Here is a 23810-nt window from a genome sequence, read left to right as displayed (position 1 = left end):
ATCCTTTCACGTTTGCCCGGCAGTGTGGGTTACCGGCCCGCTGCCGGGCTTTTTTCGTGCTACTTGTTCCTTTTCGGCCGGCGTTTGGGCGCTACTTCATCGCGCCGAACCAGCACCAAGCCGAAGTAGGCGGCCAGCGCGTCGGCCTTGTCGAGCCGAAGCGAAGTTTCCCCCCGGCGGAAACGAATCAGACTCGCCCGGGCAATGCCGGTCGCCTTGGCAATGACCAGCAAGGGCGTGGTGCACTCGGCCAGTGTCTTCCGCAGCGGTTTCGTTAGCGGTGAATTGGCTTTCATAATGTGCTGATTATCACACAATGGGCCGTTTTGTCAACCAACCTGCGGCAAACTTCGCCGGCCGCAAGTGGCGCAGGTCTTGCCCAAACGGGCCCACCGGCGCGCGGAGCGCAGGGGCGGTCAAGACGCGACAACGGCGCGGCGGCGGCCCCTACGCACGCCTGGAATGCGGCGGGTCGATTATCTCGTAAGGTATCAGCACACGGAAGCAAGCGGCCTTCCGCTGCTGTGGGACGGGCGGTTTGGTCTCTTGCAGGAAGCCGTGAGAAACCAAATATCCCAACAACTGACCTCCCGATTTCGGCGAACTCAGCTTAGCAAGCCGTGCCACCTGCCGCCAACTCAGGAAGACGTCCCCGTCGTTGTGGTGTGCGAGCCACGCCAGTACTTGAAGAACGCTCCGCGCCTGTTCCGACAGCCCGTTGCAGGATTCCGGCAGGATCACCTGGCGGGACGCCCGGCGTATCGCTTGGGCAAGGACTCCCTGCCCGGCCGGAAAACGCACCCGCTCCCAGCAATAGCGGGCTTCGCCGAGCGTAACTTCGATCGGGTCGGTCCCGATTACGCCGGCCCGAACGCCACGGTCGTGCCACTGGGCGAAAACATGCTCGACCATCTCAAACCCTCCATTGCGGAAGTCGTCGATCGCCTGCAATCGGCGGGCCAGCGCGAAAAGCGCCCGGTTGCGGCCGCCTTTGGCGAGCGGCAAGGTTTCCTCGATTGCCGCCGCAATCTCCGCCGAGAAACCGACCGCGCCCTTGTGTTCATCGCTCGCTCGGCGATGACCCCGCACCCACACACGCGACCGTTGCTTGCTTCTTCCTGTTTTTTCTATGAATCCTGCGCTTTCCTGCGCTTCTGCGCTTTCCTGCGCTTCTGCGCTCTCTGCGCTCCCTAGCGGGTTGGTCGCTTCGTGCCGGTCGGCCTTGCCGCAGATGTGTTCGAGCCACGGGCGCGGCAGGGTCGGCGCCGGGGCCGCCTCCGGGGGTCGCTGCCACCGGTATTGCCGGCCGGACACATGCAGGCTCGGCGGGGCCACCACGCAGCCGCCTTGCGCTTTGATTTCCACGCCGGGGCCCAGCGTCGGGCAGCCGACATCGAAGCCGACCGGGTAGGCGAAGTAGCGATGCTCGCCGCCACCTCCGGTGGCCACCACTGGGCCGGCGGGCAGCGTGCCCAATTGCCGTTGCAGTTCTGCAAGCGTTCTCCAGCCGTCACTTCGAGGGTCGATGTCCAGCACCAACAAGCACGATCCGGGCCCCGTGGCGATTGCGATGTTCGCCGTGGTCCACTTCCAGCGCCGAATCCGCTCAGCCTCAGCCGTGGCGCTCTTGACTCCATTGCGGCAGCGCGGATGCTTGCCCGGCCGGTCACAAGCGGCCTTCCGGCGGCAAGAGCAACCGCTGCCGATGGGTCGCCACACCGGCAACACCCTCCAGCCACGGCGCGCGTAGGCCAACGCGATTCCCAGCATGTCGCCGTCGGTCGGCACCGCTTCCTGTGGCCCCGCGTGATCGAACGGCCCGCCGCTGGGATCCAGGCCAAGCTCCCGCCGCCGCTGTGCTACCAGCTCGGCCAAGTCGGATTCATCACAACATGGATCCGGCCGGCTTGGCGCGGTAGAATGCCCGAAACCTCGTGCCCGGCCGCCGCCCGCTCCCCCAGCTTCGGGCTGCCGGGTTTTTTTACGCCCGTTGCGGGTCATCGTCGGCGCCCTCGCTGGTGCGGCTTCCGCAGATGCTCCGCTCCCGGATCCACCCTTGCAGGGCTGCCGGCGAATACAGCACCCGCTGCCCAAGCAGCACGAACGGGACTTCGCCGCGCTTCCGCAAGGTATACAAGTGCCGGGCCGACACGCCCAGCGCCCGGGCCGCTTCACGCTCGGATAGCAGCAACTTGCCCCCATCGTTCATTCTGGCACCTCCTGCCGGCTTCGCCGGGCGTCGATTAGGTTCAGTTCGTAGCGCACTTGAGCCACTGCCGTGCTGCGATACAGCCGCAGCGTGCCGGCCCGTGCCGCCGGTCGGATGTGGTGCCGAGTGCGCAGCACGTACAGCACGCGCGGCAGAGGAACCCCCAGAGCCTCGGCAATCCGCCCGGGGGTCAAAAGCCGAGGAATCGATTCGTTCGACATGGCCAGGTGTCCTATCAGTAAAGGTTTGAAAACCACCTCTACTGATAAGGCCGTTCGTTCGCCATTTTTTTGCCGAACGCAAGACCCCTCCCGCGAAAAACTGAAGAAAAGTGTTCGCGTCAAAAGAGCGAACGTTCGCGAACAAATCGCCGAACGGGCCGGCCGGCACGCTATATGCGGTGATCTGTGCGCACTCTGTGCGGCCTCCCGGGCGGATCCTCTTCGAGGGGGGACGGCTCGTAATCTGCGCCCTGCTCGCTAATCAGCCTCTCCAACTCCGCATCGGGTTGGCCTACGGCGTGTTCCACATCCGAAAACGCCCGCATCTTGGGTTTGGCTTTCTTGCCTTTCAGCCCCCGCTGCTCCAGTTCGTCTTGATAGGCCCGCCACGCCGGAAGTTTGCAAACGGTGGACGTGGAACAAGTGCCCGCCGGGTTTCTGCCGGCCAGATACTCGGCCAATTCCTTAACGCTCACCCTGCGTTGTTTGGCGTGGAGCCTCAGATAGTCGCGGGCCAAGACGTTCATTTCCTCGCCGGGCAACCGGCGCGCAGCGGTCCGGTGAGCCGAAGTCGATGGTTCCCCGGGCGCGGCAGCCTGCTGCTCTTCGGCATCGGATTCCGATGGGCGTTGCCCGGCATCAGGGCCGGTGGGCTGTTGTTGTGCCTCTGCAACCAGGGGCGGTGATGGAGAAGCCGCTGGCATCGTGGAGATGGCCGATAGTGCCGGGTTGAAAACAGGAAACGCCTGTTGAGGGAGCCTGTATCGCCGAGTTTTCAAGATAAGTTTCTGGGTTCGTTTGCACTCGAAATACAGTTCGGCGTAGAAATCCCAAACTTTCCAAGGCAAGATGCGTTCTACGGCATCTGCAATGTCGAGGGGCAGCAACCATTCATCGGGTCTCCTCCGAAAACGGCAGATGAATGGGTACAGGTCTTCCAACTGCCTCTCATTCCGCAACAGCATTTCCGGATCATCCTGCAGTTCCGCTATGGAACGGATCCAAAACCGCCACGGTGGAAAATCGTAACCCTTATCGCACGCCTGGTTCCAAGCTCCGTAGACTTCTTCTTGCATGTGCCTGTCGAGCAAAGCCAATTCGTCGGCGGTCAGCTCGTCCACCAAATCCAGCGCTACGAAACCGCCGCCCAAATCAACCAAGCAATACGCTGGGCAAAGATGATAAACCAAGGGCACAGACACGGTCACCACCTCCGTGATACAAAGACACCACGCTTGAAAAAGGTAGGCGGCAACCGCTGTGGTGTCGCGGCTTTCGGGCCCGGGACCCTAGCCGCCCACGTTGATTATCCGCGCCGCAGCGCTTGACGCAAGCTCCGGAACTCCCCGTGCGTGCCGGCCGGGGTGGGGCAAACAGAAATCGGCGGGTGGGGCCACAGGCACAGGCCCCCGCCGGGCCGATGGGGCCACTGGTAGGCCGCACACCGGCACACGGGGCGCTTGTGGCGTGGCCGGCCGCCGTGTTGCCGGCACCGCTGCGCCGGATCGCCCCAACAGGCCCACGCCTGGCACGGTCGGCCGTCCTTGCACGTGGCCGTGCACCGCCGGATTTCCTCAGCGTCCAACTCGTACATCCGGATCACCCCACGGCGGAAATGGTGGCACGCTGTATCAACTTCTGCAACTTTCCCGACCGATCCGCCAGCCGGCCGGCCGCCGTTTTGATGCTCCAGCCTCCCTTTTTATGGAGCCTCATTTTGAGCCTCTAGGCCCCCTTTTATAGGAGGCTCATTTACCCGCCCGTGGACAGCGCTAGGCGATTTTCGGCTCCCCGAAACAAACTGTATTCCCTGCGGTGGCTGTTCCCGCCGCCGTTCTGCTGGTGGGGCATCTGGAAGGACCCACGGTATGCGTGTGCCACGCTCGGCCGTCGAGCCGATACTTTTGTCGCCCACCAGTCGCAGAACGCAAGAGCGAGCCGCTGAGGGGCTGGAATCGGCCATCCCGTATCGAACAGGGGGCCGAATTTCCCCGTAAAAAAACGCGTCCTTGCCCCTGCGGTTGGGGTAATTCGTCCCCACAGTTTCAGGCCCCCCCTTCCCTTGTGGTCGGCCGCTGCAATCGCTCCAGCGCCGCTATCAGTTCCCGGCGCTGGGCTTCGTCGAGGGTTGCCCAAAGGGCCGCTAGTTCGGGTGGGATTTCGACCGAATCGCCGGAAAGTGCGCCGGATTTTGCGCCACCGGCCTCGGGCGAATCGCCGTAAGTGCTTTGCTCAGAACCGGTTGCGGAATCGGGTTCGAGTCCCTCCCCATCCGCTTTCTTGCCCCATCGTATGATGGGGCTTTCTTGTTGCGCCGTCGAGTGGCGTGGAGACTCGTGTTGCAGGCACGGCACTTCGATTCGACAATAGTCAGCACAATAGCGCCGAGCTTTGGATCGCGTTGTGGGGCTTGCGAGGGGCGAGTGACGAGCCCACGGAGCGTTCTCGACGAGATTCTCACAGGATCGTAACGTTGCGCTTGCGCCGTTTCCGTAGGATGGGGACGACAATTCGGTACCCGATCGAGTCGATCGGCATTGGTCGTTCCCATTTACAATCCGACGAAAGGGGCGAGTCATGCGGAAACGTTGTCGCCGTGTTCTCGGTGGGTTTACGTTGGTCGAGCTGTTGGTCGTCATTGCGATCATCGGCATTCTGATCGGCTTGCTCTTGCCGGCGGTGCAGGCGGCACGGGAAGCGGCCCGCCGTGCCCAATGCGCGAACAATCTCAAGCAAATCGGTCTTGCGATGCACAATTACCATGATGCATTCGGCCGTTTCCCGTATGGTTGGGGAAATCGAGGCACCGGCTGGAGTTTGCACATACTTCCGTTTATCGAACTGAAATCGATCTACGACACGATCCATTTTCAAGAAAGCGGGCCGGGTAATTGGAACTCGGGATCCGAGAATCAGGTCGCATGCGAGACGATCATTCCTGTGTATCGTTGTCCGAGTATGCCGATCGAGGATCACTTCGACAACAGTGGAATCGATCGCCGCGTTCCGTGCAGTTATCGAGGAAACGCCGGTTCGACAGCCAGTTCCGACGATACGAGCACGATCGTGATCCCGGGCACGAAATCGTTGGAGAATCTTGACCAGGATGGCTACTTTTACGCCTGTAGTTCCGTTCGTTTCGGTGACGTGACGGATGGGACTTCCAACACAATCATGATCGGCGAGTCGCGAACCGATCCTACGTTCGTCAAAGATGGACAAGGGATGGATTTCTGGTATATCGGTTCACCCCAAATCGATCCTTGTCAATGTACCGGTAGCAGCAGCGGCACCGAATTCTCGGAGTTTGTCGGAACGACGCTTGCTCCCATCAATGCATTCGTGAACCATCCTGAAATCCACGGCCGACTGATGGAGCTGTCGTTCGGGAGTTACCACGTCGGCGGCGCCGAGTTTCTGATGGGGGATGGCACCGTGCGCTTCATCGGCGACACGATCGACGGCGACACGTATCAATCACTGGGTTCGCGAAACGGAAACGAGGTCGTGACGGAATTTTGAGGGCTTTCGGCAACGCGGCGACATCCGCGAGGGAGCAGCTCGTGATCACAGAGGGGGAGAAAGACGACGTGGTAGCGAATGTGAAGTTTCGGTTCTTGTGTGCGGCGTCGGCAACCCTTGTCGCGATAGGAATCGGATGCGATCGCACCGGGCCTGATTACGAGAAACTCGAGTTGGTGCCCGTGTCCGGTACGATCACGTTTCAAGGCGAACCGTTGCCGAAAGCCTTGGTTGTCTTCGAGTCGCAAGACCAAACGTTTTCCTGGGCCGTGACGGACGAATCGGGACGGTACGAACTGATGTTCAATTCCGAAGCAGCCGGAACAACGCAAGGCGAGAAAACCGTCCGGATTTGGACATCGCGGGGAATTCCGTCCGAGGACGGACAGGCGAGCGAAGAGGATCCCGATGCCGTTTCCGCCGAAGCAGAAAGGATTCCTGCCCAGTACAACCGCGAGTCCACGTTGAAGGTGTTCGTCGACGAATCGTCGACGGAATTTGACTTCCGACTGTAGTCGTTTGCGCGAAGCAGGTCGGTGGAAGCACGCTGCTTGTCAAAACGACGAAGTGGTGGACAAGCGGCGCCGACCACTCGAAGCGAGACGCGATCGATCATTCGATCGTCTTCGGAAGTACTTCGCAACGGATCGCCCAATCGAACCAGCGACGTTTAAGCACTTCTAACAATTCCGGATATCGGTTGGAAAGATCGTGTTGTTCCGTTCGATCGGTTTCCATGTCGTATAGTTTCCACTCTCCTGTGTTTTCGAAATAGATGGCCTTCCATCGACCATGTCGGACGGCTCCCTCGAGGCGGTGTTCCCAAAAGAGCCATGGCTCCGGAATGCGGCTTCCTTGAGCAAAGATGGGTACCAGGCTGTTCCCTTCTGCCGGATGGATGAAACGACCGTTGCGCACGGTGGGATACTCGGCGTCTGCAAGTTCAACGACCGTGGGCATGATGTCGCGGATATGACCGACGTCGTGAATGATCGTCCCACCGGGAACGCGGATTCCTGCGGGCCAGTAGGCGATCAGGGGGGTGGAAATACCGCCTTCGTGGCTTTTCGTTTTGTAACGCCGGAAAGGAGTATTCGACGCGTTGGCCCAACCCTGTCCGTACGACCAGGCACCACCTTTGGTCGGATCATTGGGATCCTTGAATTTGCCGCCTCCCAAATGCGCGGTACCCGTCGGGTTGAGGTCGTTCCACGGTTCGGGACAGGCGCCGTTGTCCGAGAGAAACAAAATCAGCGTGTTTTCCAGTTTTCCCATTCGGCGCAACACAGTCACGAGGCGGCCGATGTTGTAGTCCATGCAATGAACCTGAGCCGCGTACGTGGCCATCCGGGCATCGAGGTCCTTTTGCTCCGTCTTGGTCAGTGTGTCCCAGGCCGGAACGACGGGATCTCGCGGTGACAATCCCCAAGCCGGATCGACGATTCCCAGCTCACATTGCCGTTTCCAGCGGCGTTTTCGGATTTCATCCCATCCGCACAGATATTTGCCGAGAAACTTTTTGACGTCTTCCGGTTTGGCTTGCAACGGCCAATGGGGCGCATTGTAGGCAACGTAAAGGAAGAACGGCGCATCGTCCGGCTGAGACTCAAGAAACCGAATCGCGTAATCGGTGAAGACGTCGGTTGTGTAGTATCCTTCGTGCGGTGCCGGGGCGGGAGAGCTGTCCAGCGTCAAACCGGCCTTCGCTTGCGGACGAAAATAGTCGCACGCGCCCGAAAGAATACCATAGTAGCGATCGAACCCTCGGCGACACGGCCACATCGATTGTTTCGACATGCCGACGTGCCATTTACCGACCATGTAGGTGTGGTAGCCCGCCGATTTCAAGACCTCGGCCAATGTCACGCAATGTTGGTTCAAATAGCCTTGATATGCCGGCGGCGCGTCCGGTCGTGCTGTCGTCATCATGCCGATGCCGGCTTGATGCTGGTAGAGCCCCGTCAACAGCGATGCGCGCGTCGGGCAGCAACGAGAGGTGTTGTAGAACTGTGTAAAACGCAGTCCGTCGCGAGCCAATGCGTCGAGGTTGGGAGTGGGAATCTCACCGCCGAAGCAGCCGATGTCCGAGTACCCCATATCGTCGGCGAGAATCAATACGATGTTGGGACGCGGTGTTTCCGCCCGACACGGCGACGCGACCACGATGGAAAAGATGGTAAGTAGAGAAGCGAACAAAACGCGCCACATGGCAGACCCTCCGCGCAGAAAATGTTTTCCGTTCGGCCCGTGTGAATAGACGATAACTTCCCCCACGTTCTCTAGATTGTTCCACATTCCGCCGATTGGAGACAAGGGGAATGGGTAGGTTTTCGGGCAGGCATCCGGTCGGATACCTCCTCGGAAGAGCCAGGCTCCGCCTGTATTTGGCTCCGCGACCGGTAAAATCGGCGCGACCGGTAACAAACCGTACAGTCGGCGCGCTTCTGTCCCGTCGAAGTTCGCCCCTCATCGGAGAGGGGGCTACATTTTTTCAGACCATTCACCTCACACGAGACACGCACCTTCCTCACGTTGCTTTCCGTATTGTGCCCTTCACAAGCCGACGAAGTCGGGAGATACGACCCATGCTCGAACTTGTCGATCTCAACCAGCGATTGGACCGCGAAACCTACGACGCTGTTTTTCCGCAGATTGAAGCTCGCTTGGGAGAGGCACAACGCGCGGCTCGTCAGGCGGGCGTGCCCGTCATCCTGGTATTCGAGGGTTGGGAGGCCGCTGGTAAAGGTGTCGTCATCAATCGGTTGACCCAGGCACTGGATCCTCGCGGTTTCAAGGTGCATGCCGTATCGGCTCCCGACGAGACTGAAGCGCGATACCCCTGGCTGTGGCGATTTTGGAATGCCTTGCCGGCAGACGGGCTGTTCGCGATTTTCGATCGGTCTTGGTACGGTCGCGTCCTCGTCGAGCGGATGGAGCGCGGCCTCGACTCAGCCGACTTGAATCGTGCGTTTGAAGAAATCCACGAGTTCGAGCGACAATTGACCGACTCGGGCGCCGTGCTGCTGAAGTTTTGGATGCACATCGACAAGAAAGAGCAGCGTCGTCGATTTCGAAGGCTGGAAAAGCATCCCGCGACCGCTTGGAAAATCGGAAAGCGGGAATGGAATCAAAATCGACATTACGACAAATGGTTGGCTGTCGTCGAGGATATGCTGGCAAGAACCAGCACGTCCGAAGCCCCCTGGACGGTTGTCGAGGCCACGCAGAAACGTTTTGCCCGCGTAAAAGTGTTTGAAACGATCGCAACGGCGATCGAACGCGAGCTGCAACGTCGGGAAAATACGCCGAAAGTCGAACCGGTTCCAATGCAGGTTCCGACCGAAGCAACGATGGCCAATCCGCGGATTCTCGATCGCATCGACCTGTCGGTTTCGCTGGATCGCGCGCAATACGAAGAAGAGTTGGATCGGCTTCAGAAAAGGCTGTTCCGTTTGGAGCACGAATTGTACTTGGCCCAAATTCCCGTGGCGATCGTCTATGAAGGTTGGGATGCCGCAGGCAAGGGCGGAAATATCAAGCGGTTGACGAGAGGATTGGATCCGCGCGGTTATGAGGTCGTCCCGATCGCGGCACCCAATTCTGAAGAAAAGGCTCACCATTATCTTTGGCGCTTTTGGAAACACGTTCCCAAAGCAGGTCACATTACGATCTTCGACCGTTCGTGGTACGGACGCGTTTTGGTCGAGCGAGTCGAAGGTTTCTGCACAGAAAACGAATGGCGCCGCGCTTACCGTGAAATCAACGAATTCGAACGGCAGTTGGCCGAATTCGGAACGGTGATCGTCAAGTTCTGGCTTCACATCGACCAAGAGGAGCAATTGAGGCGATTCAAGGCTCGCCAAGAAGACCCGGCAAAACAGTGGAAAATAACCGAGGAAGACTGGAGAAACCGGGAGAAATGGCCGCAGTACGCCGTTGCCGTGGACGAAATGCTTCGCCGAACTAGCACAAGTTACGCACCGTGGACGATTCTCGAGGCCAATTGCAAACTCTACGCACGCATCAAGGCCCTGCGGACAGTCGCCGACGCGATCGAAAATGCCGTTCAGCGGGCGAAAAAACGTGGTCGGTTGATTGCGTGATTGCCGCGGTCTGCATCGTCGCTTACCCCGCCATGGAAGGCCGATAGGGGATGCGGTATCATATCCCCATCAATCACGTCCCCGCAGCTCCATGTGGCGGCTCTGTGTGGCGTCTGGGAACGTTCGTCCCCCTTACTTTCGAGGAAGCGGGGCTTGCGGGTGCAAGGGGGGGTTGTTCTCCGAACAAAGGGTAGGAAGAACCAATGCTACAGAAAAAGACCGTGCGCTCGGGTATCATCGGTTCCGGGTTTTCGGCGTCGTTTCATTTCGAAGCGATTCGCAAGGTGTATGGAACGAACGTCGATGTCGTCGGCGTGTATTCCCGGAATGAAAAAGCTAGGGAAGAATACGCGAAAAAGCGGGGTATCAAGGCGTTCTCCTCGATGGAGGAATTGATCGACCAGGTCGACGTCGTGCACATTTGCACACCGCCGGTGACCCACGAGCCGATCGCCATCGAGGTGCTGCGCCGTAACAAGTTCGTGATTTGCGAGAAGCCGTTGACCGGGTATTTCGGTGACGGCAGCGAGGACTTCCACGGCGATCGATTTCCCAAACAAACGGCACTTGACGCGGCCTTGGCGAGCGTGGAACGCATTCTCGAAGCCGAGGCGAAAAGTGAAGGCCGTCTGCTTTACGCCGAGAACTGGGTGTTTGCCCCGGCGATCCAAAAGGAACGTGAAATCCTCGAGAAAACCGGCGGTCAAATCCTGTGGATTCACGCCGAGGAAGCCCACAGCGGTTCTCATTCGGAAGAGTACGCTTTCTGGAAATTCTGCGGTGGCGGCGTCCTCATCGGGAAGGGGTGTCACCCGCTGACCGCGGCGCTGTATCTGAAACGCGTCGAGGGTTTGACTCGCGACGGGAAACCGATCCGGCCGAAGACCGTCTCGGCGCGTGCGCACGCGCTGACGCGCTTGCCCTCTTTCCGGGATGCCGGCCACATTCGCTGTGACTATTACGACATCGATGACTTTTCGATGATGCACGTCGAATTCGAAGACGGCATGATTGCCACGGTCTTCGCTTCCGACATCGTCCTGGGAGGAATTCACAACTGGTTGGAGGTGTGCGCAAACAATCATCGCGCGATTTGCAACATCAACCCCAACACGGCGATGCAGACGTACAACCCGAAGGAAGAGTACTTCAAGGACATTTACGTACTGGAGAAGATCGGTACGAAGCAGGGGTGGGCTTGCACTTCGCCGGATGAAGACTGGTTCACCGGTTATCCGCAGGAAATCGAGGCTTTTTACCGGACGGTTGCCTACGGCGACACCCCTCAAAGCGACAGTGCTCTTGCCGCCGACACGATCTCGACGATCTATAGTGCGTATCTGTCGTCGGAACGAGGTGGGGAAGCGGTGGAAATTCGCACGTTCTAAGAGTAAGGCCCGAACAAGTCGGGGACGAACCAGGTCACGCTGCGTCACGGTCAAACGAACGGCCGTCACGCAGCGTTTCTTCTTGCGCCCTGCGGCAGCACGAGAGGCGGGGTGCCCGCCGGGCTGATTCCCGGTAAAATGCGACAGATTGGGGTACCGGATCAAGGATGCTGCGCGGCACCCGGAAGTAGTGACCGGCTTGGGCACCGAAGTTTTCCAGCGGGGCTGGATCCGTCTTCAATTGTTTGGGGCGTCATAAGCGACCGACGAGCATGGCCAAGAAAAAACCGAAACAGGCGAAGCCGTCCCCGAAAGGGAAAACGGGATCGAAAGCAGGTGAATCTGCCGATCGTCCGGCGAAAGTGTCGGCATCCTACGTGCGCAAGGTTTGCCGCGTGTTGGAGAAGGAATTCCCGGACGCAACGTGTTCGTTGCGATTCAGGAATCCGCTCGAGTTGCTTATTGCCACGATCTTGTCCGCTCAATGTACCGATGAGCGTGTGAATATTGTGACCGCCGATCTTTTCAAAAAGTATCGGTCGGCCGAAGATTATGCCCGCGCGCCTTTGGAAGAGTTGGAGGAAGATATCAAGAGCACGGGGTTCTATCGCAACAAGGCCAAAAACATTCAGGCGTGTTGTCGTACGCTCGCCGAAGAACACGGAGGTAAAGTGCCTCGTTCGCTCGACGCATTGGTGAAGCTTCCAGGGGTCGGGCGCAAAACGGCGAACGTCGTGCTCGGTACGGCGTTCGGTTTGCCGACCGGCGTCGTCGTCGATACCCACGTGGGGCGGATCAGTCGTCGTCTCGGATTGACCGAGAACACGGATCCCGAAAAGGTCGAGCAAGACTTGATGAACCTGTTGCCGGAAAGCGAATGGATCGACTTTAGTCATCGAATGATCCGCCACGGGCGAAAACATTGCGCCGCCCGCAAGCCGAAGTGCGAAACCTGTCCGATGAACGATTTTTGTCCTCGGATCGGTGTCGAAACCTGAGCTTGGAAGCAAAGGTAGGCTCGGCGCAGCGAACAAATCGAGCAACGCTAGGAAAGGGGAAGCGGCGATGATCTTGTCCGGAAAAGAAATTGAGGCGAACCTCGGAAAGAACATTATCATCGAACCTTTTCGACGCGAGAACCTGAATCCGAACAGCTACAATCTTACGTTGCACGACGAACTGTTGGTGTACGATGAGGTCGTGCTCGACATGCGCCGCCCCAATCGATTCAAACGGATCAAGATTCCCGAAGAAGGGCTCGTCTTGACGCCCAATCAGCTCTACTTGGGACGAACGGCCGAGCACACGGCCACGCGGGGATTCGTGCCGATGATCGAGGGGAGGTCGTCGATCGGCCGTTTGGGACTCTTCGTGCATGTGACGGCCGGGTTCGGCGATGTCGGATTCCGCGGGTACTGGACGTTGGAAATGTTTGCCGTGCAACCGGTGCGCATTTATGCAGGCGTCCAGATATGCCAGATCTTCTATCATGACATCCGCGGCGAATACGCAGAATACGCCAGCGAAAAGTATCAAAACAACACCGACATCCAGCCCAGCCTGCTGTTCAAGGAACTGAACCCGGGCGTGAAAGATTGTCGTCGCCACGTGCCGTTCAACGAGTACGAGGAAATGCAATGAGTCGCGACGGACGACGAGAGCAAGAACTCACGCACTTCGACGAGCGAGGTGCCGCTCGGATGGTTGATGTGGGCGACAAGGCCGTGACGCGGCGCATCGCCCTCGCGTCGGGAACCGTTCGCATGCAACCGGAGACGCTCGAGAAGATTCGGCAGGGGGACATGAGCAAAGGGGACGTGCTTGCGGTTGCCCGACTTGCAGGAATCATGGCGGGCAAAGAAACCAGTCGCTTGATTCCTCTATGTCACAATGTTCCCCTCGATTCGTTGCAGATCGGCTTCGACTTTCCGGACGACCGCACCGTACGCATCGAGGCGACGGCGGTCACGTCGGCGAAGACGGGCGTCGAAATGGAGGCGTTGACGGCCGTTTCCGTGGCCGCACTGACGATTTACGACATGTGCAAGGCTGTCGATCGCGGGATGGAGATCGACGCGGTGCGACTGGAGGAGAAATCGGGCGGCCGATCAGGACATTTCCTGCGAAGCGACAGAGAATAAAAGACCGGTTCGGCGCGGTAATTGTCAGATCAGTGAACGGCGCCACCACCCGGATTGGACAGCGAACCCGATCCGGGCGATCGAGTTCGCTGTGCCGGTTGCCGGTTTGAGCGGCCTACTCGATCTTGCAGCCCACTCGCAGCGTGACCTGGAATTGCAGAACCTTCCCGTCGGCAATCGCTCCACGCTGTTCGACGACTTCGAACCAACTCGGCTTCGCTTCGGTCTCGGCTACCTTGGCAACGGCTTTCTGGATTGCGTCGCTCAGTGAAACGGTGGACGTTCCGACGACTTCGACCTTTTTGAAAACGCTATCGGCCATCAATTCTCTCCCTTTTGCCCTTGTAGTTGACAATCGCACTCGTACCTGCCGACAAAGTTCCACAAACGGCGGCAATACGCGTGATCGACAGTCGGCTGAGGCACTGCCGAATTGTAGCGGAAAAACATCGCTCGCCAAGTAGGTAGACGGTTCGGCGGTTCCCTTGCATCCCATTCACAGACCGGTGAGCGTGGCGGGGACACGCGGCACACGAACCGAAAAAGCAGTCGTTTCGCAAAGAGGCGCAAGCGTTTCTGGGGTAAACAATGCAGCGAGTACTATTATCCTGGAGTTCCGGTAAGGACGCGGCCTGGGCATTGTATCGGCTCCGGAAAATGCCCGACTGTGAAGTCGTCGGTTTGCTGACGACGTTCAACGAAGAATTCGATCGCGTCGCGATGCATGCCGTTCGAAAACGGCTCGTTGAGCTTCAGGCCGAAGCCGTCGGTTTGCCCCTTTGGCCTGTGAACCTGCCGCACCCTTGTGCGAACGAAGAGTACGAGCATCGCATGACCGCTGCGCTCGAGCGGGCACGAGCCGAGAAGGTGACGCACGTTGCTTTCGGGGATTTGTTTCTAGAGGACATCCGCCGGTACCGTCAGCAAATGATGAACGGAAGCGGAATCGAACCATTGTTTCCGGTGTGGTGCGGCCGCGAAGGAACTTCGGAACTGGCACGGGAAATGGTGGTCGCGGGAACGAGGGCGGTCGTCACGTGTGTCGATCCAAGACGATTGCCCGGCGAATATGCGGGACGGATGTACGACGAGGGCTTCCTAGCCGCATTGCCGGCGGATGTCGATCCATGCGGCGAAAACGGAGAATTTCACACTTTTTGTCTTGACGGTCCGGCCTTTTCCCGACCGATACCGGTTGAGGTGGGAAAGACTTTGGAACGTGACGGCTTCTGGTTCGCGGATGTTGTTCCGGCCGGTGCGGGCTGTGGTGGATCGGAAAAGTGATAAGGGCTAGCCGCCTGCGAACATGGAGCGGAAGGGAAACGTGCGTCATTCCGGTGTCGACGATGCCTGCGTGTGCGATCCCGTTTCTCGCGGACTGTCACTACTGGGCCGAACGGCAGGGATCTCGATAACGAAGCGCGTGCCGTGGTCCGGTTCGCTTTCGACGCGGATCTCGCCGCCGTGCTCGCGGACGATCTTCTGACTAACGGGGAGCCCTAGGCCTGTGCCTCTTACCCCTTTTTTCATGGACACGAAGGGGTTGAACAGTTTGTCGAGGAGCTCGGGCGGAATGCCCGGCCCGTTGTCTTCCACGATCGCATACACACGTCGTGCCGACGCGCTGTAGTCCGTCGCCACGTGGACGCGGCCTTGACGATCCTCGAGTTCGGCTGCTGCATCGATGGCGTTGGTAACCAGGTTGAGCACGGCGCGATGCACGGCCTCGGGATCGAAGACGAGTTCCGGGATGTCGTTCGCCAGAGACGAGGTCAATTCGACGTTGTTTTCCTGCGCGCGGGAGTGCATCAACTCGACGACGTCGGCGATCGTTTCGTTCCAATCGGCGGGGCGCAAATCGGGTTCACGCTCTTTGCTGAACGTGAGCATGTCGAGGACCAGCGACGAAATGCGATTCTGGTTCTTCTCGACGATGTTCCAGCCTTTGCGAATGAGTTCTTCGTCGTGCTTGTCGAGTCCCAATTGAATGAGATAACTGCCGCCGCGAATTCCTTGCAGGATGTTCTTGATGTGGTGCGAGAGCATGGCGATCGTTTGCCCGATTGCCGCCAGACGTTCGGCTTGCACCATGGCCGAGTAGTAGTGGGTGTCTTCGACGGCCAAGGCGGCTTGATGACCGATTGCCACCATTAGCTTCAGATGGTCGGTCGTGAATTTCTTCGTGCTGCCGCGGCGCAACACCTCTTGAGGAGACATCGACGTGTCGATGTAAATGACGCCGACCACACCGTAACGGCCTTGCATCGGCACGCAAATGGCTTCACGGATGCCGGCTTGCACGATGCTGGCTGCCTCGGTCCAGCGTTCGTCTTCGCGGGCATCGCTCGTCAGTACACCTTCGTTATTTTCGCGGACGTAATCGAGGATCGTCTTCGAGATGATGATTTTGTCCTCGGCCGAAATTCCCTGCCGCGTACGCCGTACCTTGGGAACGAGCTCATCGGTGTCGGGATCGATCAGCATGATGCAGCCGCGATCGGCCTCGACCCACTCGAAAATCAGCTCCATGATGCGATTCAGGAGCTGGTCGATGTCGAGGGTATGGCTGATCGCCATGGCGATCCGGTACATCACCTGCAGATTGCTGCGTGCCCTCGCCGTCCAGGTATCGGCATGCGGAAGTTCCGCCGAAAAGATGCGACTGCCTTCTTCTTGCGGAATCGAGCTGATGATCTGGGAGCGGTCGCCGGTATCTTGCGGAGAGGCGATGTTCACGACCGCCGAAAGGTCTTCGGGGCTTTCCTCGGTCGGTCGCGTGAACAGGACGAGCGTGCGACCGAACTGAAGTTGATCTCCGCTGACGAGCCATTGCTCGGTGATCCGCTTTCCATTGACGAACGTGCCGTTGGAACTGTTCAGGTCGACGATTTGATAGCGATCATCGACGCGTCGAATTTCGGCGTGACGCCGTGAGACCTGCGTGTCATGAAGTTGTAGCACGTTCGAGGCGTCGCGCCCGATGCTTACGACGGGCGCGTTCAGCTCCACACGCGTTCCTTGGTCGTTTCCTCGAATGACGAACAGCGACGGCACGGCGCGGCACTCCGTTCGCAAACATTCTAGACCGGGTGAATCATGCGACCCGCCGGTCGAGAAAATGAAGGCGGACGCAGAATCTCCGGGGATGGGTATTTCGATTCTCGGCACGTTCGTGTCGATTGTACCGTATTCGGTATAGCGACTCCACCGAAGTGGGAAAGCACCGGGTGTTATAAAGTCCGCAGAACCGCTTCGGCAAGGGCGTTTTCATCACCCACATTGCCGGGAAACACGACCAACGGCATACCGGGGAACCGGGTTTCCCGGCCGCAACGCCAGACCGGTACTCCCGGTATAATTTGTCCCAGCACCCAACCGCGACGGATGCCGCAACCGGCTGTCGCCGTGTCGCTCGAGGTAATGCCTCCCTTGGCGATTAGAACCCGCGGACGGCACTGCACTCGCCGCACGACCTCGATAAGACTATCGGAGACGATCTTACCGACTCGCAGGCTTTTTTCTCCCTGATCTTTCGGACGCTGCCGGCTTGTGTAGACGATCACCGGTCGGTCGGCCGCAAGCGGCGCCCGGCATCGATCGACGATCTCGCTGATCAGCTTGTCTCGTCTGGATTCGTCGAGTACCTGATCCACATTTAGTTCGAAAGCGGCACAATCGACTTTTTTCCGAAGAACCTCGAGTTGGGACGTCGTCTTGGGAACATAGGAACCGACGATGATCAGCACACCGGCCCCCTCTGAGGCGTGGAAGACCTGCTTGTCCAACGGTGGTGCCGGGGGGATGCCCGCCAACGCGGCGACAATCGAGGCGGCGCTACGGAACAGGAACCGCTTGCCGTTGGCTTCGGCGCGGTGAATTGCCGCAGCCGTTCGTAGTACGTCCTGCGGACAAGCTGCGTTGATGATGCAATGTCGACCGTCCGAGAGGCCCTCCAAAACTGTTGTAATCGACTCGAGCGGTTTAGTTCGAATCGTTTCGAGGGAGAGCGAGACGATGGATTCCGCCGAAATCTTGCCGCTGCTTTTTTCGGCAATCCATTCACGTAAATTCGAGTTTCGGTAGCCGAACGCGGGATCGGCGGCAAATGGCGTCTCCGAGGCGGGAATCAGATAGTCGCCCTCGCGAACATAGTGAACGTCTTCGATCGTGTAGCGTCCCCCTTCTTCGAAATAGGGGCAAATCAAGCGCCCGTCGGGCTTTCCCAGTACCGATTCCAATGCGTCCAGTTCCGCAGGAAAATGACCCCGCAAGGTCGAATCGCTGCGGCTGACGACACTGAATGCGGTACCGGTGCGGCGAGAAGCCTCTCGAAGCGCCGTCGCGATGTTTCGGTTCAAGGCAACCGCCTTCGATTCCGGCAAGCTGCGTGAGTTTGTGAGGATGTAGAAGACCGGAGTATCGGTTTCGAATTCCCGAACAAGGGCCTCGACAGACCATTCGGTCAAGACGGGCAAATCCCGGACGGTCTGCGTGCCGGTAGGGTCATCGTCCAAGACGACGATGCGCCGTTTCGACGTGAGCAGCATTGACCGAACGTCCGCCCAGTCGACGTCGTCGGGTACCGGCGGCAACGAACGAATCCGTTCCGGGAAAGATACGCCTCGAACTTGGGGACCGTCGGTAGACATGACAATGCAGGTATTACACAGGGCCCAAAATTAGCAAACAGACAGTATTGATTGGGGGAAGGGCTCAAGGCACGCTCATCGTGTGAAAACGGCTTTCGGTCAATCGTCGACAAGGGCTAACGCTCGTACCGGCGAACCGTCACCTTCGGGGATGCGAAGCGGCAGCACGATCAATTCAAATGTGTCGCCGGGAATTTCGTCGAGATGGGCCAAGCCTTCGACGATGACGATTCCGGCTTTCAGCAGCACTTGATGCACGGCGGTGACTTCTTCGATATTGTGCACGTCGGCCACGGAAGGCGGTTCAACGCCAAGTAACGCAAGCTTTCGTTCGACGAACCATTCCGCCAGCTCTCGGCTGACGCGCGGAAGAGCGTCACGATATTCCGGCGAACCGACTCGGCGATGCCAATCGGTGCGCAGAATCACGCGGCTTCCGGGCGTAATGCGGTCGGCTGCCGTTGCCAGACGTTCGGGGCCGATCGACTCTTTGGGTTCGACCGGGGTTACGTCCACAAGGACGGCATTTCCGATGCACGCTTCCAGTGAGACACTGTCGATGGATGCGGCTCCCTCGACGAAATGACACGGCGCATCCATGTGCGTTCCGCAATGCGAATAGATCGTGTAGTTCGTTGCGTTCCAACCGTCAGGGATGATGCGTGAAGCAACTTCGGGGGAGAATCCCCGCATGCCGGGTTTTATGGGGAGCGTAAGGTCGATGATTCGGCGCATAGCTTCGATCTCTGGTCATGCGAGCCTTCGTTGGGCCGAGGTCACAGCCGAGCCACGACTTCGCGAGCGAAACCGGCGGTCGTGGCGTCGCCGCCCAAATCCGGCGTGCGAATACCGTCTTCCAACGCGCGGCACACCGCGTGGTGAATCCGGGCGGCGGCGTCCTTTTCGCCCAGATGCTCCAGCAACAAGGCACCCGATTCGATGGCGCCCACGGGATTAGCGATTCCCTTGCCCGCAATGTCCGGTGCCGAACCGTGAATCGGCTCGAACATCGACGGGTACTCGCGTTCGGGATTAATGTTGCCGCTGGGGGCCAGCCCTAAGCTCCCGACGAGTGCGCCGCCTAAGTCGCTGAGAATGTCGCCGATCATGTTTGTCGTCAAAATGACGTCGAACCGTTCCGGATGCAACACCATGTTGGCGGCCGCGGCGTCGACGTACATCTTTTCGTATTCGACCTCGGGAAACTCTTCGCTCACCTCGCGGATCACACGATCCCAGTAAGCCAAGCTGTGAATCAAGGTATTTGACTTTGTGACGTTCGTGAGTTTACCCCTGCGGGATTTGGCCAATCCAAAGGCGTACCGGGCAACCTGTTCGATCCCCTTGCGGGTGAACACGCTGAGTTGCGTGGCGAAACCCTCGGGGGCCTCCGGATGATGCACCGATCCCGTCAGGATGAATTCGCCCTCGTTGTTCTCACGGATGATGACGAAGTCGAACGGCTCGTCGGATCGCAACGGTCCGGGAATCGCCTTCAGGCGTTTGCACGGGCGGTAGTTGACGTACTGTCGAAAACCGCAACGAACCTTGAACGTGTACTCTTTGGCAGGCAAGCGGTCGTCGACATCCGGCAGCCCCACGGCCCCAAAAAGTATCGCATCGAAGGGGCGCAATTGTTCGAGGCCGTCTTCCGGCATGAAACAGCCGTGTGCCTTATAATGCCCCGCGCCGAATGGGAACGACGTGGCCTCCAAACCGTTGCCGGTCGGTTCGATTGCCGCGTGCATTACTTCCAATGCCGCAGGCACAATCTCGTGACCGATTCCATCCCCGGGAACTACAGCAATTCGATACGTCTTGCTCACGTTGCCAGTTCTCCCAAATGATTGCCTGTTCGTAGTGTGATTTGCGGGGGCCGTGCCGCGAAAGGCCGTCATGAAGCAGATGCCGCGAGGTTTCTTTGCGGAAGACCGGTTTCGGCAGATCGGTAAACGGCCTCTTGCACGGCCAACGTTTTCAAATAGTCATGTCCGTTCGTCTCAAACGGTGCGCCGGAGTGCATACAATCAACAAAATGTCTCTGTGTGACGTAAACACAATCGCCCGAGAAATTGCGCCGTTCGTGGCGATACGCATGATCACGCTCCGGCTCACCCAGCGGCTGGATGGTCAAACGCCCGTCGGTGTACAGCCGAATCGAACCGCCATTGCCTTCGACCAAGAACTCGCCGAACGTATAGCGGGGATCGGGATCATTCGACTCATTGTAGCGATTTGCATCCCAAATGCCGACGGCGCCGGACGCAAACTCGAACACGATCACGCCGGCATCTTCACCTGCGATGACGGGGTTCAGTTTTCGCAACTTGCTGAACACGCCTTCGACCTCACCGGCCAAATAGCGAAAGGTGTCGATGAAATGAACACCTGTCTCGAATACCAACAATTTCGGCATCGTGCGAAAGTACGGCTGGCGACCGAGGTAAGCGTCTTCACCCCATCCATCACCCATGCGCATGCGAAAGTAGAGCGAGTGCAGCCGATCTCCGATGGCACCGGCCGTTAGTAGGCGCTTGATCTCCCGGTGCCACGGCTGAAAACGAAAGTTCTCGTGAACCATGAAGCGAACGCCTGCCCGATCCGTCAGAGCGACGATTTCCTTGGCCTCGTCGAAGGTGGGGGCCAACGGTTTTTGACAGATGATGTGGATGCCCATCTCGGCCGCAATGCGGCACATTTCCAGATGCGTATCGGGCGGCGTGATAATATCGACGAAATCGGGCTTTTCCTTTTCCAGCATCTCGCGGTAATCGACGTAGTGCCGCGGAATGCCGAATTCTTCCATGATCGGTTTCGCCCGGTCGATATTGCGATTGCACATCGCCGTGATTTCGACTTCGGGGATGCGATTCCAGGCCTCGTATTGAAACTTACTGAAGTATCCCGCGCCGACGCAAACGCCGTGTAGCTTTGCCATCGATCAATACTCCTCCAACGGTTTGTCGGGGCGTGTCAGATACCACATTCCCGCGGCGGCAAGGTTCAAGACCGCGGCCAGATAAAAATAGGGTTTGTGGCTGTGTGTCCATGCTTGAAGATACGGAAAAGCAAGCATCGTCAGGAAGGCGGCAAGATTCCCGGCCATGTTCATCGTTCCCGAGACGGTGCCCGCGTGTTCTCGCCCGATGTCGATCGAAAAGGCCCACGAGGGACTCAACGTCATGTCGGCACCGAAAATCGCGACGGAAAGCCACAGGCAATACATGGCGGCGGTGTCGGCTTGGGCGGTTCCCGCAATTCCGGCCGCCGCCAACACAAACCCCAACGCCGCGGGAAAACGCCGCGAACCTCGCAGAAAGCCCGCGCGATACAGCCTGTCGACCAAGCCGCCGCTGACCCAATTGCCCAAGGCTCCGCATAGCAACGGAATGCCGGACCAGATGCCTGCCTGAAACGCGCTGAGTTCGAACGTCTTTTTCACGTACGGAAAAGACCAGCCGATCGCAAAGTAGAAAGTAAAGTTCGAGCAAATGTACTGGAGCATCGCCAGCCACATATTCGCCGAACCGAAGAGCGTACTCGGGGACAACGATTTGCCCGCAGCCTCGCTCGGTTGCTGGCGGTTGGCAAGAATGTACGCCTTTTCTTCTTCGGAAATCGTCGGATGTTCTTCCGGATCGTCGCGAAACCACAGCCACCAGAAAACCGACCAACCGATTCCCGCTGCTCCCAACAAAAAGAACGTTTCCCGCCACCCCACGGCATTGATGAGCAACGGCATCAGCGGCATCGTGACGGCCGCTCCGATCCGAGAGCCCGAAAACGTGATACCCTGCGCCAGCCCGCGTTCTTGGGAGGGGATCCATGAAAAGTACGCTCGCGAAGCGCCGGGAAAGGCACCCGCTTCACCTGCCCCGAACAACAACCGGAAAGCCAGCATGGAAACGAAGTTCCATGCCGCGCCGGTAGCGGCCGTGAAAATCGACCAAAACGCAACTACCCCGGCCAAAACGCGACGGGGGCCAAAACGATCTGCCAACGCGCCTGCCGGCACTTGGCACAAGGCGTACCCTAGGGCGAACACACCGAGGATCCACCCCCACAACTTGTCGTCAAAACCAAGGTCGGCCAAAATGTGTTCTTTGGCCGTCGAGATGCACGCCCGGTCGACGTACAACAACATCGACAGCAAGAAGGTGCCGAGCAAAAGCAGATGTCGTTTGCGCATGAACCGGAACCTTTCGACGTCTCGATACGCCGGCAGATCAAGCGACGTACCCGGTGCGAAAAACAGGAATGCTTAACGGCGTATCAATAGAACACGTCACGGTACTGGAGACAAGTCCCGCCCATCGACTGCCGTTTCCGGTGTATGGTATTGTGTACAATGCAATCGCAAGCTCGTGGGGCGAGACGATTTGGGCGCACGTGTCAACCCGACGAACCACCGAGAAACGGTGGGTGGTTTTCTAGCGATTCCTGTTTCTCGTCGGCGGTTGTTCCTTCAGTCGCTTGTGTTGCGGCTCGCTTCGCGCAGTTCGACCAGAGGGCTACAATCAAAAATTCAAAGACCTGTTTGGCACCCGTCATTTGGGTGAGCAAGAGAACAGCCGGTTCGGGCCGCGCAGAGGAACCGTGACGGGCCCGTAGCTCAGCGGTTAGAGCAGGGGACTCATAATCCCTTGGTCGGGGGTTCGAATCCCTCCGGGCCTATTGCATTTCGCCTTGGTGAGCGGACAGCGACTCGCCGGGGCTCGTGCTCGCGTGCGGGCACAGCTCACCCGATCGGCGAGGGCGACCAACGACAAGCGCTCGTAGCTCAACTGGATAGAGCAGCGGACTTCTAATCCGCAGGTTGGAGGTTCGAGTCCTCCCGGGCGTACCTTTCCACACGCGCCGCAAAGCCTGCTACCCGGGGTTTAGATGCTTCCCGAGCCGGGACCGTCAGGGAGCGGCGTTTCTCCGACGCGACGTAAGGCCTTTTTTCGCAATAGGTTGCAACTGGCCGTGCGTCTCGGTCTGTCTCTGCCAGCAAGGCCGCGGCGCTCTTTGGACGGCTGGGCGCGGCTCGGGTGCGAGCACCTGCTCCGCAAGTCTCGGTGTCTCTCCCCTGCCGCCAACCGGGGATTTAGAATCCATCCTAAATCGTCAGGTCGCGCCCATTCTAAACCGCCGGTGGTTGGGAAAAGTCAACCGGGCGTTTATGGTCTAGAGACATCGCGCGCGTGTCTCTTCTTGAGCGGGCGGGAAGCAAGAACCTCGCAAAATCGCGACACTTGCGGCGCAAACGGCATATATAAACGGCAGGTGACCTCATCATGGAGCCTGTCGCAATGCCGGATCGATTGCCACGGAAACTGACGCCGAAGGAGCGGCTTGCGCAAGTGGCCGCCATCTTGGCCCGGGGCGTGGCCCGCTATCTGCGGAACTCGCGCCCGGGCGCCGATCATAACGCCATCGCGGTGCCACACCGCTCATCTGGCGGTTCGCCGCGGGCCGGAAAAGCCGCCCAAACTCTTCCCCCAGGGCCTTGAGCTTTCGGAAAATCCGAGGCTCACTGTGCCTTGAGCCCCGGTAGGGCTGCTCGGTTGCCAATCGCTGCACCGGGCCGTTGCG

General features: G+C 58.9%; 21 protein-coding genes and 2 tRNA genes. 10 read left to right on the top strand and 13 right to left on the bottom strand.

Annotation, left to right across the window (positions count from 1 at the left end; genetic code table 11):
* Positions 1–59 precede the first annotated feature (59 nt).
* The 5 genes from ACYQ2I_RS11115 to ACYQ2I_RS11095 form a co-directional block, all read right to left on the bottom strand.
* Positions 60–296 carry a helix-turn-helix domain-containing protein gene (locus ACYQ2I_RS11115; protein WP_460167085.1) on the bottom strand — a complete coding sequence of 79 codons (237 nt, stop codon included), beginning with the start codon at positions 294–296 and terminating at the stop codon, positions 60–62.
* 151 nt (positions 297–447) lie between these two features.
* On the bottom strand, positions 448–1875 hold the full coding sequence (locus tag ACYQ2I_RS11110) for a bifunctional DNA primase/polymerase (RefSeq protein WP_460167084.1): 1428 nt from the start codon (positions 1873–1875) through the stop codon (positions 448–450).
* Positions 1876–1981: 106 nt separating this feature from the next.
* Positions 1982–2209, bottom strand: a complete 228-nt coding sequence (locus tag ACYQ2I_RS11105) for a helix-turn-helix domain-containing protein (protein ID WP_460167083.1) — start codon at positions 2207–2209, stop codon at positions 1982–1984.
* The gene (locus ACYQ2I_RS11100) at positions 2206–2430 is read right to left on the bottom strand and encodes a hypothetical protein (RefSeq protein ID WP_460167082.1); all 225 of its coding nucleotides are present in this window, start codon (positions 2428–2430) and stop codon (positions 2206–2208) included. The genes ACYQ2I_RS11105 and ACYQ2I_RS11100 overlap by 4 nt, the downstream gene beginning before the upstream one ends.
* Before the next feature lie 170 nt (positions 2431–2600).
* Entirely contained in the window at positions 2601–3632 is a 1032-nt protein-coding gene (locus tag ACYQ2I_RS11095) for a hypothetical protein (RefSeq protein ID WP_460167081.1), read from the bottom strand.
* Between the two features lie 1375 nt (positions 3633–5007).
* Here ACYQ2I_RS11095 and ACYQ2I_RS11090 point away from each other — a divergent pair.
* Entirely contained in the window at positions 5008–5952 is a 945-nt protein-coding gene (locus tag ACYQ2I_RS11090) for a DUF1559 domain-containing protein (protein ID WP_460167080.1), read from the top strand.
* A 41-nt stretch (positions 5953–5993) separates the two neighbouring features.
* On the top strand, positions 5994–6467 hold the full coding sequence (locus ACYQ2I_RS11085; RefSeq protein ID WP_460167079.1) for a carboxypeptidase regulatory-like domain-containing protein: 474 nt from the start codon (positions 5994–5996) through the stop codon (positions 6465–6467).
* Positions 6468–6564: 97 nt separating this feature from the next.
* Here the strand turns inward: ACYQ2I_RS11085 and ACYQ2I_RS11080 are convergent, their stop codons facing one another.
* Positions 6565–8160, bottom strand: coding sequence for an arylsulfatase (locus ACYQ2I_RS11080; protein WP_460167078.1), 1596 nt, complete (start codon positions 8158–8160; stop codon positions 6565–6567).
* 377 nt (positions 8161–8537) lie between these two features.
* On the opposite strand from ACYQ2I_RS11080, the gene ACYQ2I_RS11075 reads away from it, so the two are divergent.
* The 5 genes from ACYQ2I_RS11075 to moaC all read left to right on the top strand — a co-directional run bounded on the left by ACYQ2I_RS11075 (position 8538) and on the right by moaC (position 13584).
* Positions 8538–10055, top strand: coding sequence for a hypothetical protein (locus ACYQ2I_RS11075; RefSeq protein ID WP_460167077.1), 1518 nt, complete (start codon positions 8538–8540; stop codon positions 10053–10055).
* 203 nt (positions 10056–10258) lie between these two features.
* Positions 10259–11443: a Gfo/Idh/MocA family protein gene (locus tag ACYQ2I_RS11070; protein WP_460167076.1), complete on the top strand. Its 1185-nt coding sequence runs from the start codon at positions 10259–10261 to the stop codon at positions 11441–11443.
* Between the two features lie 272 nt (positions 11444–11715).
* The gene (gene nth, locus ACYQ2I_RS11065) at positions 11716–12441 is read left to right on the top strand and encodes an endonuclease III (protein WP_460167075.1); all 726 of its coding nucleotides are present in this window, start codon (positions 11716–11718) and stop codon (positions 12439–12441) included.
* A gap of 67 nt (positions 12442–12508) precedes the next feature.
* Positions 12509–13084: a dCTP deaminase gene (gene dcd / locus ACYQ2I_RS11060; protein WP_460167074.1), complete on the top strand. Its 576-nt coding sequence runs from the start codon at positions 12509–12511 to the stop codon at positions 13082–13084.
* The gene (gene moaC, locus ACYQ2I_RS11055; RefSeq protein ID WP_460167073.1) at positions 13081–13584 is read left to right on the top strand and encodes a cyclic pyranopterin monophosphate synthase MoaC; all 504 of its coding nucleotides are present in this window, start codon (positions 13081–13083) and stop codon (positions 13582–13584) included. Before dcd ends, moaC begins: the two co-directional genes overlap by 4 nt.
* 115 nt (positions 13585–13699) lie before the next feature.
* Here moaC and ACYQ2I_RS11050 read toward each other — a convergent pair whose 3' ends face one another.
* Entirely contained in the window at positions 13700–13906 is a 207-nt protein-coding gene (locus tag ACYQ2I_RS11050) for a dodecin (RefSeq protein ID WP_460167072.1), read from the bottom strand.
* 266 nt (positions 13907–14172) lie between these two features.
* On the opposite strand from ACYQ2I_RS11050, the gene ACYQ2I_RS11045 reads away from it, so the two are divergent.
* Positions 14173–14868 carry a Dph6-related ATP pyrophosphatase gene (locus tag ACYQ2I_RS11045; RefSeq protein ID WP_460167071.1) on the top strand — a complete coding sequence of 232 codons (696 nt, stop codon included), beginning with the start codon at positions 14173–14175 and terminating at the stop codon, positions 14866–14868.
* A 45-nt stretch (positions 14869–14913) separates the two neighbouring features.
* Here ACYQ2I_RS11045 and ACYQ2I_RS11040 read toward each other — a convergent pair whose 3' ends face one another.
* The 6 genes from ACYQ2I_RS11040 to ACYQ2I_RS11015 all read right to left on the bottom strand — a co-directional run bounded on the left by ACYQ2I_RS11040 (position 14914) and on the right by ACYQ2I_RS11015 (position 22422).
* A complete protein-coding gene (locus ACYQ2I_RS11040; RefSeq protein WP_460167070.1) occupies positions 14914–16638 on the bottom strand; it encodes an ATP-binding protein in 1725 nt (574 codons plus the stop codon).
* Between the two features lie 176 nt (positions 16639–16814).
* Positions 16815–18131, bottom strand: a complete 1317-nt coding sequence (locus ACYQ2I_RS11035) for a four-carbon acid sugar kinase family protein (protein ID WP_460167069.1) — start codon at positions 18129–18131, stop codon at positions 16815–16817.
* Between the two features lie 201 nt (positions 18132–18332).
* The gene (locus ACYQ2I_RS11030; protein ID WP_460167068.1) at positions 18333–18968 is read right to left on the bottom strand and encodes a cyclase family protein; all 636 of its coding nucleotides are present in this window, start codon (positions 18966–18968) and stop codon (positions 18333–18335) included.
* A 41-nt stretch (positions 18969–19009) separates the two neighbouring features.
* The gene (locus ACYQ2I_RS11025; protein ID WP_460167067.1) at positions 19010–20059 is read right to left on the bottom strand and encodes an isocitrate/isopropylmalate dehydrogenase family protein; all 1050 of its coding nucleotides are present in this window, start codon (positions 20057–20059) and stop codon (positions 19010–19012) included.
* 68 nt (positions 20060–20127) lie between these two features.
* The gene (locus ACYQ2I_RS11020; RefSeq protein WP_460167066.1) at positions 20128–21171 is read right to left on the bottom strand and encodes a Gfo/Idh/MocA family protein; all 1044 of its coding nucleotides are present in this window, start codon (positions 21169–21171) and stop codon (positions 20128–20130) included.
* Positions 21172–21174: 3 nt separating this feature from the next.
* Positions 21175–22422, bottom strand: a complete 1248-nt coding sequence (locus tag ACYQ2I_RS11015) for an MFS transporter (protein WP_460167065.1) — start codon at positions 22420–22422, stop codon at positions 21175–21177.
* 412 nt (positions 22423–22834) lie between these two features.
* Between ACYQ2I_RS11015 and ACYQ2I_RS11010 the strand changes: the two genes are divergently transcribed.
* Positions 22835–22907, top strand: a tRNA-Ile gene (locus ACYQ2I_RS11010).
* Between the two features lie 95 nt (positions 22908–23002).
* A tRNA-Arg gene (locus ACYQ2I_RS11005) sits at positions 23003–23076 on the top strand.
* Positions 23077–23810: the final 734 nt, after the last annotated feature.

It is taken from the genome of Thermostilla marina (assembly GCF_054657455.1).
This window is presented reverse-complemented; position numbering and strand designations above follow the sequence as displayed.

Coding starts and splice junctions, on each gene's coding strand:
- ACYQ2I_RS11115 (WP_460167085.1), bottom strand. CDS start 296: ATGAAAGCCAATTCACCGCTAACGAAACCGCTGCGGAAGACACTGGCC.
- ACYQ2I_RS11105 (WP_460167083.1), bottom strand. CDS start 2,209: ATGAACGATGGGGGCAAGTTGCTGCTATCCGAGCGTGAAGCGGCCCGG.
- ACYQ2I_RS11100 (WP_460167082.1), bottom strand. CDS start 2,430: ATGTCGAACGAATCGATTCCTCGGCTTTTGACCCCCGGGCGGATTGCC.
- ACYQ2I_RS11090 (WP_460167080.1), top strand. CDS start 5,008: ATGCGGAAACGTTGTCGCCGTGTTCTCGGTGGGTTTACGTTGGTCGAG.
- ACYQ2I_RS11080 (WP_460167078.1), bottom strand. CDS start 8,160: ATGTGGCGCGTTTTGTTCGCTTCTCTACTTACCATCTTTTCCATCGTG.
- ACYQ2I_RS11075 (WP_460167077.1), top strand. CDS start 8,538: ATGCTCGAACTTGTCGATCTCAACCAGCGATTGGACCGCGAAACCTAC.
- ACYQ2I_RS11070 (WP_460167076.1), top strand. CDS start 10,259: ATGCTACAGAAAAAGACCGTGCGCTCGGGTATCATCGGTTCCGGGTTT.
- nth (WP_460167075.1), top strand. CDS start 11,716: ATGGCCAAGAAAAAACCGAAACAGGCGAAGCCGTCCCCGAAAGGGAAA.
- dcd (WP_460167074.1), top strand. CDS start 12,509: ATGATCTTGTCCGGAAAAGAAATTGAGGCGAACCTCGGAAAGAACATT.
- moaC (WP_460167073.1), top strand. CDS start 13,081: ATGAGTCGCGACGGACGACGAGAGCAAGAACTCACGCACTTCGACGAG.
- ACYQ2I_RS11050 (WP_460167072.1), bottom strand. CDS start 13,906: ATGGCCGATAGCGTTTTCAAAAAGGTCGAAGTCGTCGGAACGTCCACC.
- ACYQ2I_RS11045 (WP_460167071.1), top strand. CDS start 14,173: ATGCAGCGAGTACTATTATCCTGGAGTTCCGGTAAGGACGCGGCCTGG.
- ACYQ2I_RS11035 (WP_460167069.1), bottom strand. CDS start 18,131: ATGCTGCTCACGTCGAAACGGCGCATCGTCGTCTTGGACGATGACCCT.
- ACYQ2I_RS11030 (WP_460167068.1), bottom strand. CDS start 18,968: ATGCGCCGAATCATCGACCTTACGCTCCCCATAAAACCCGGCATGCGG.
- ACYQ2I_RS11020 (WP_460167066.1), bottom strand. CDS start 21,171: ATGGCAAAGCTACACGGCGTTTGCGTCGGCGCGGGATACTTCAGTAAG.
- ACYQ2I_RS11015 (WP_460167065.1), bottom strand. CDS start 22,422: ATGCGCAAACGACATCTGCTTTTGCTCGGCACCTTCTTGCTGTCGATG.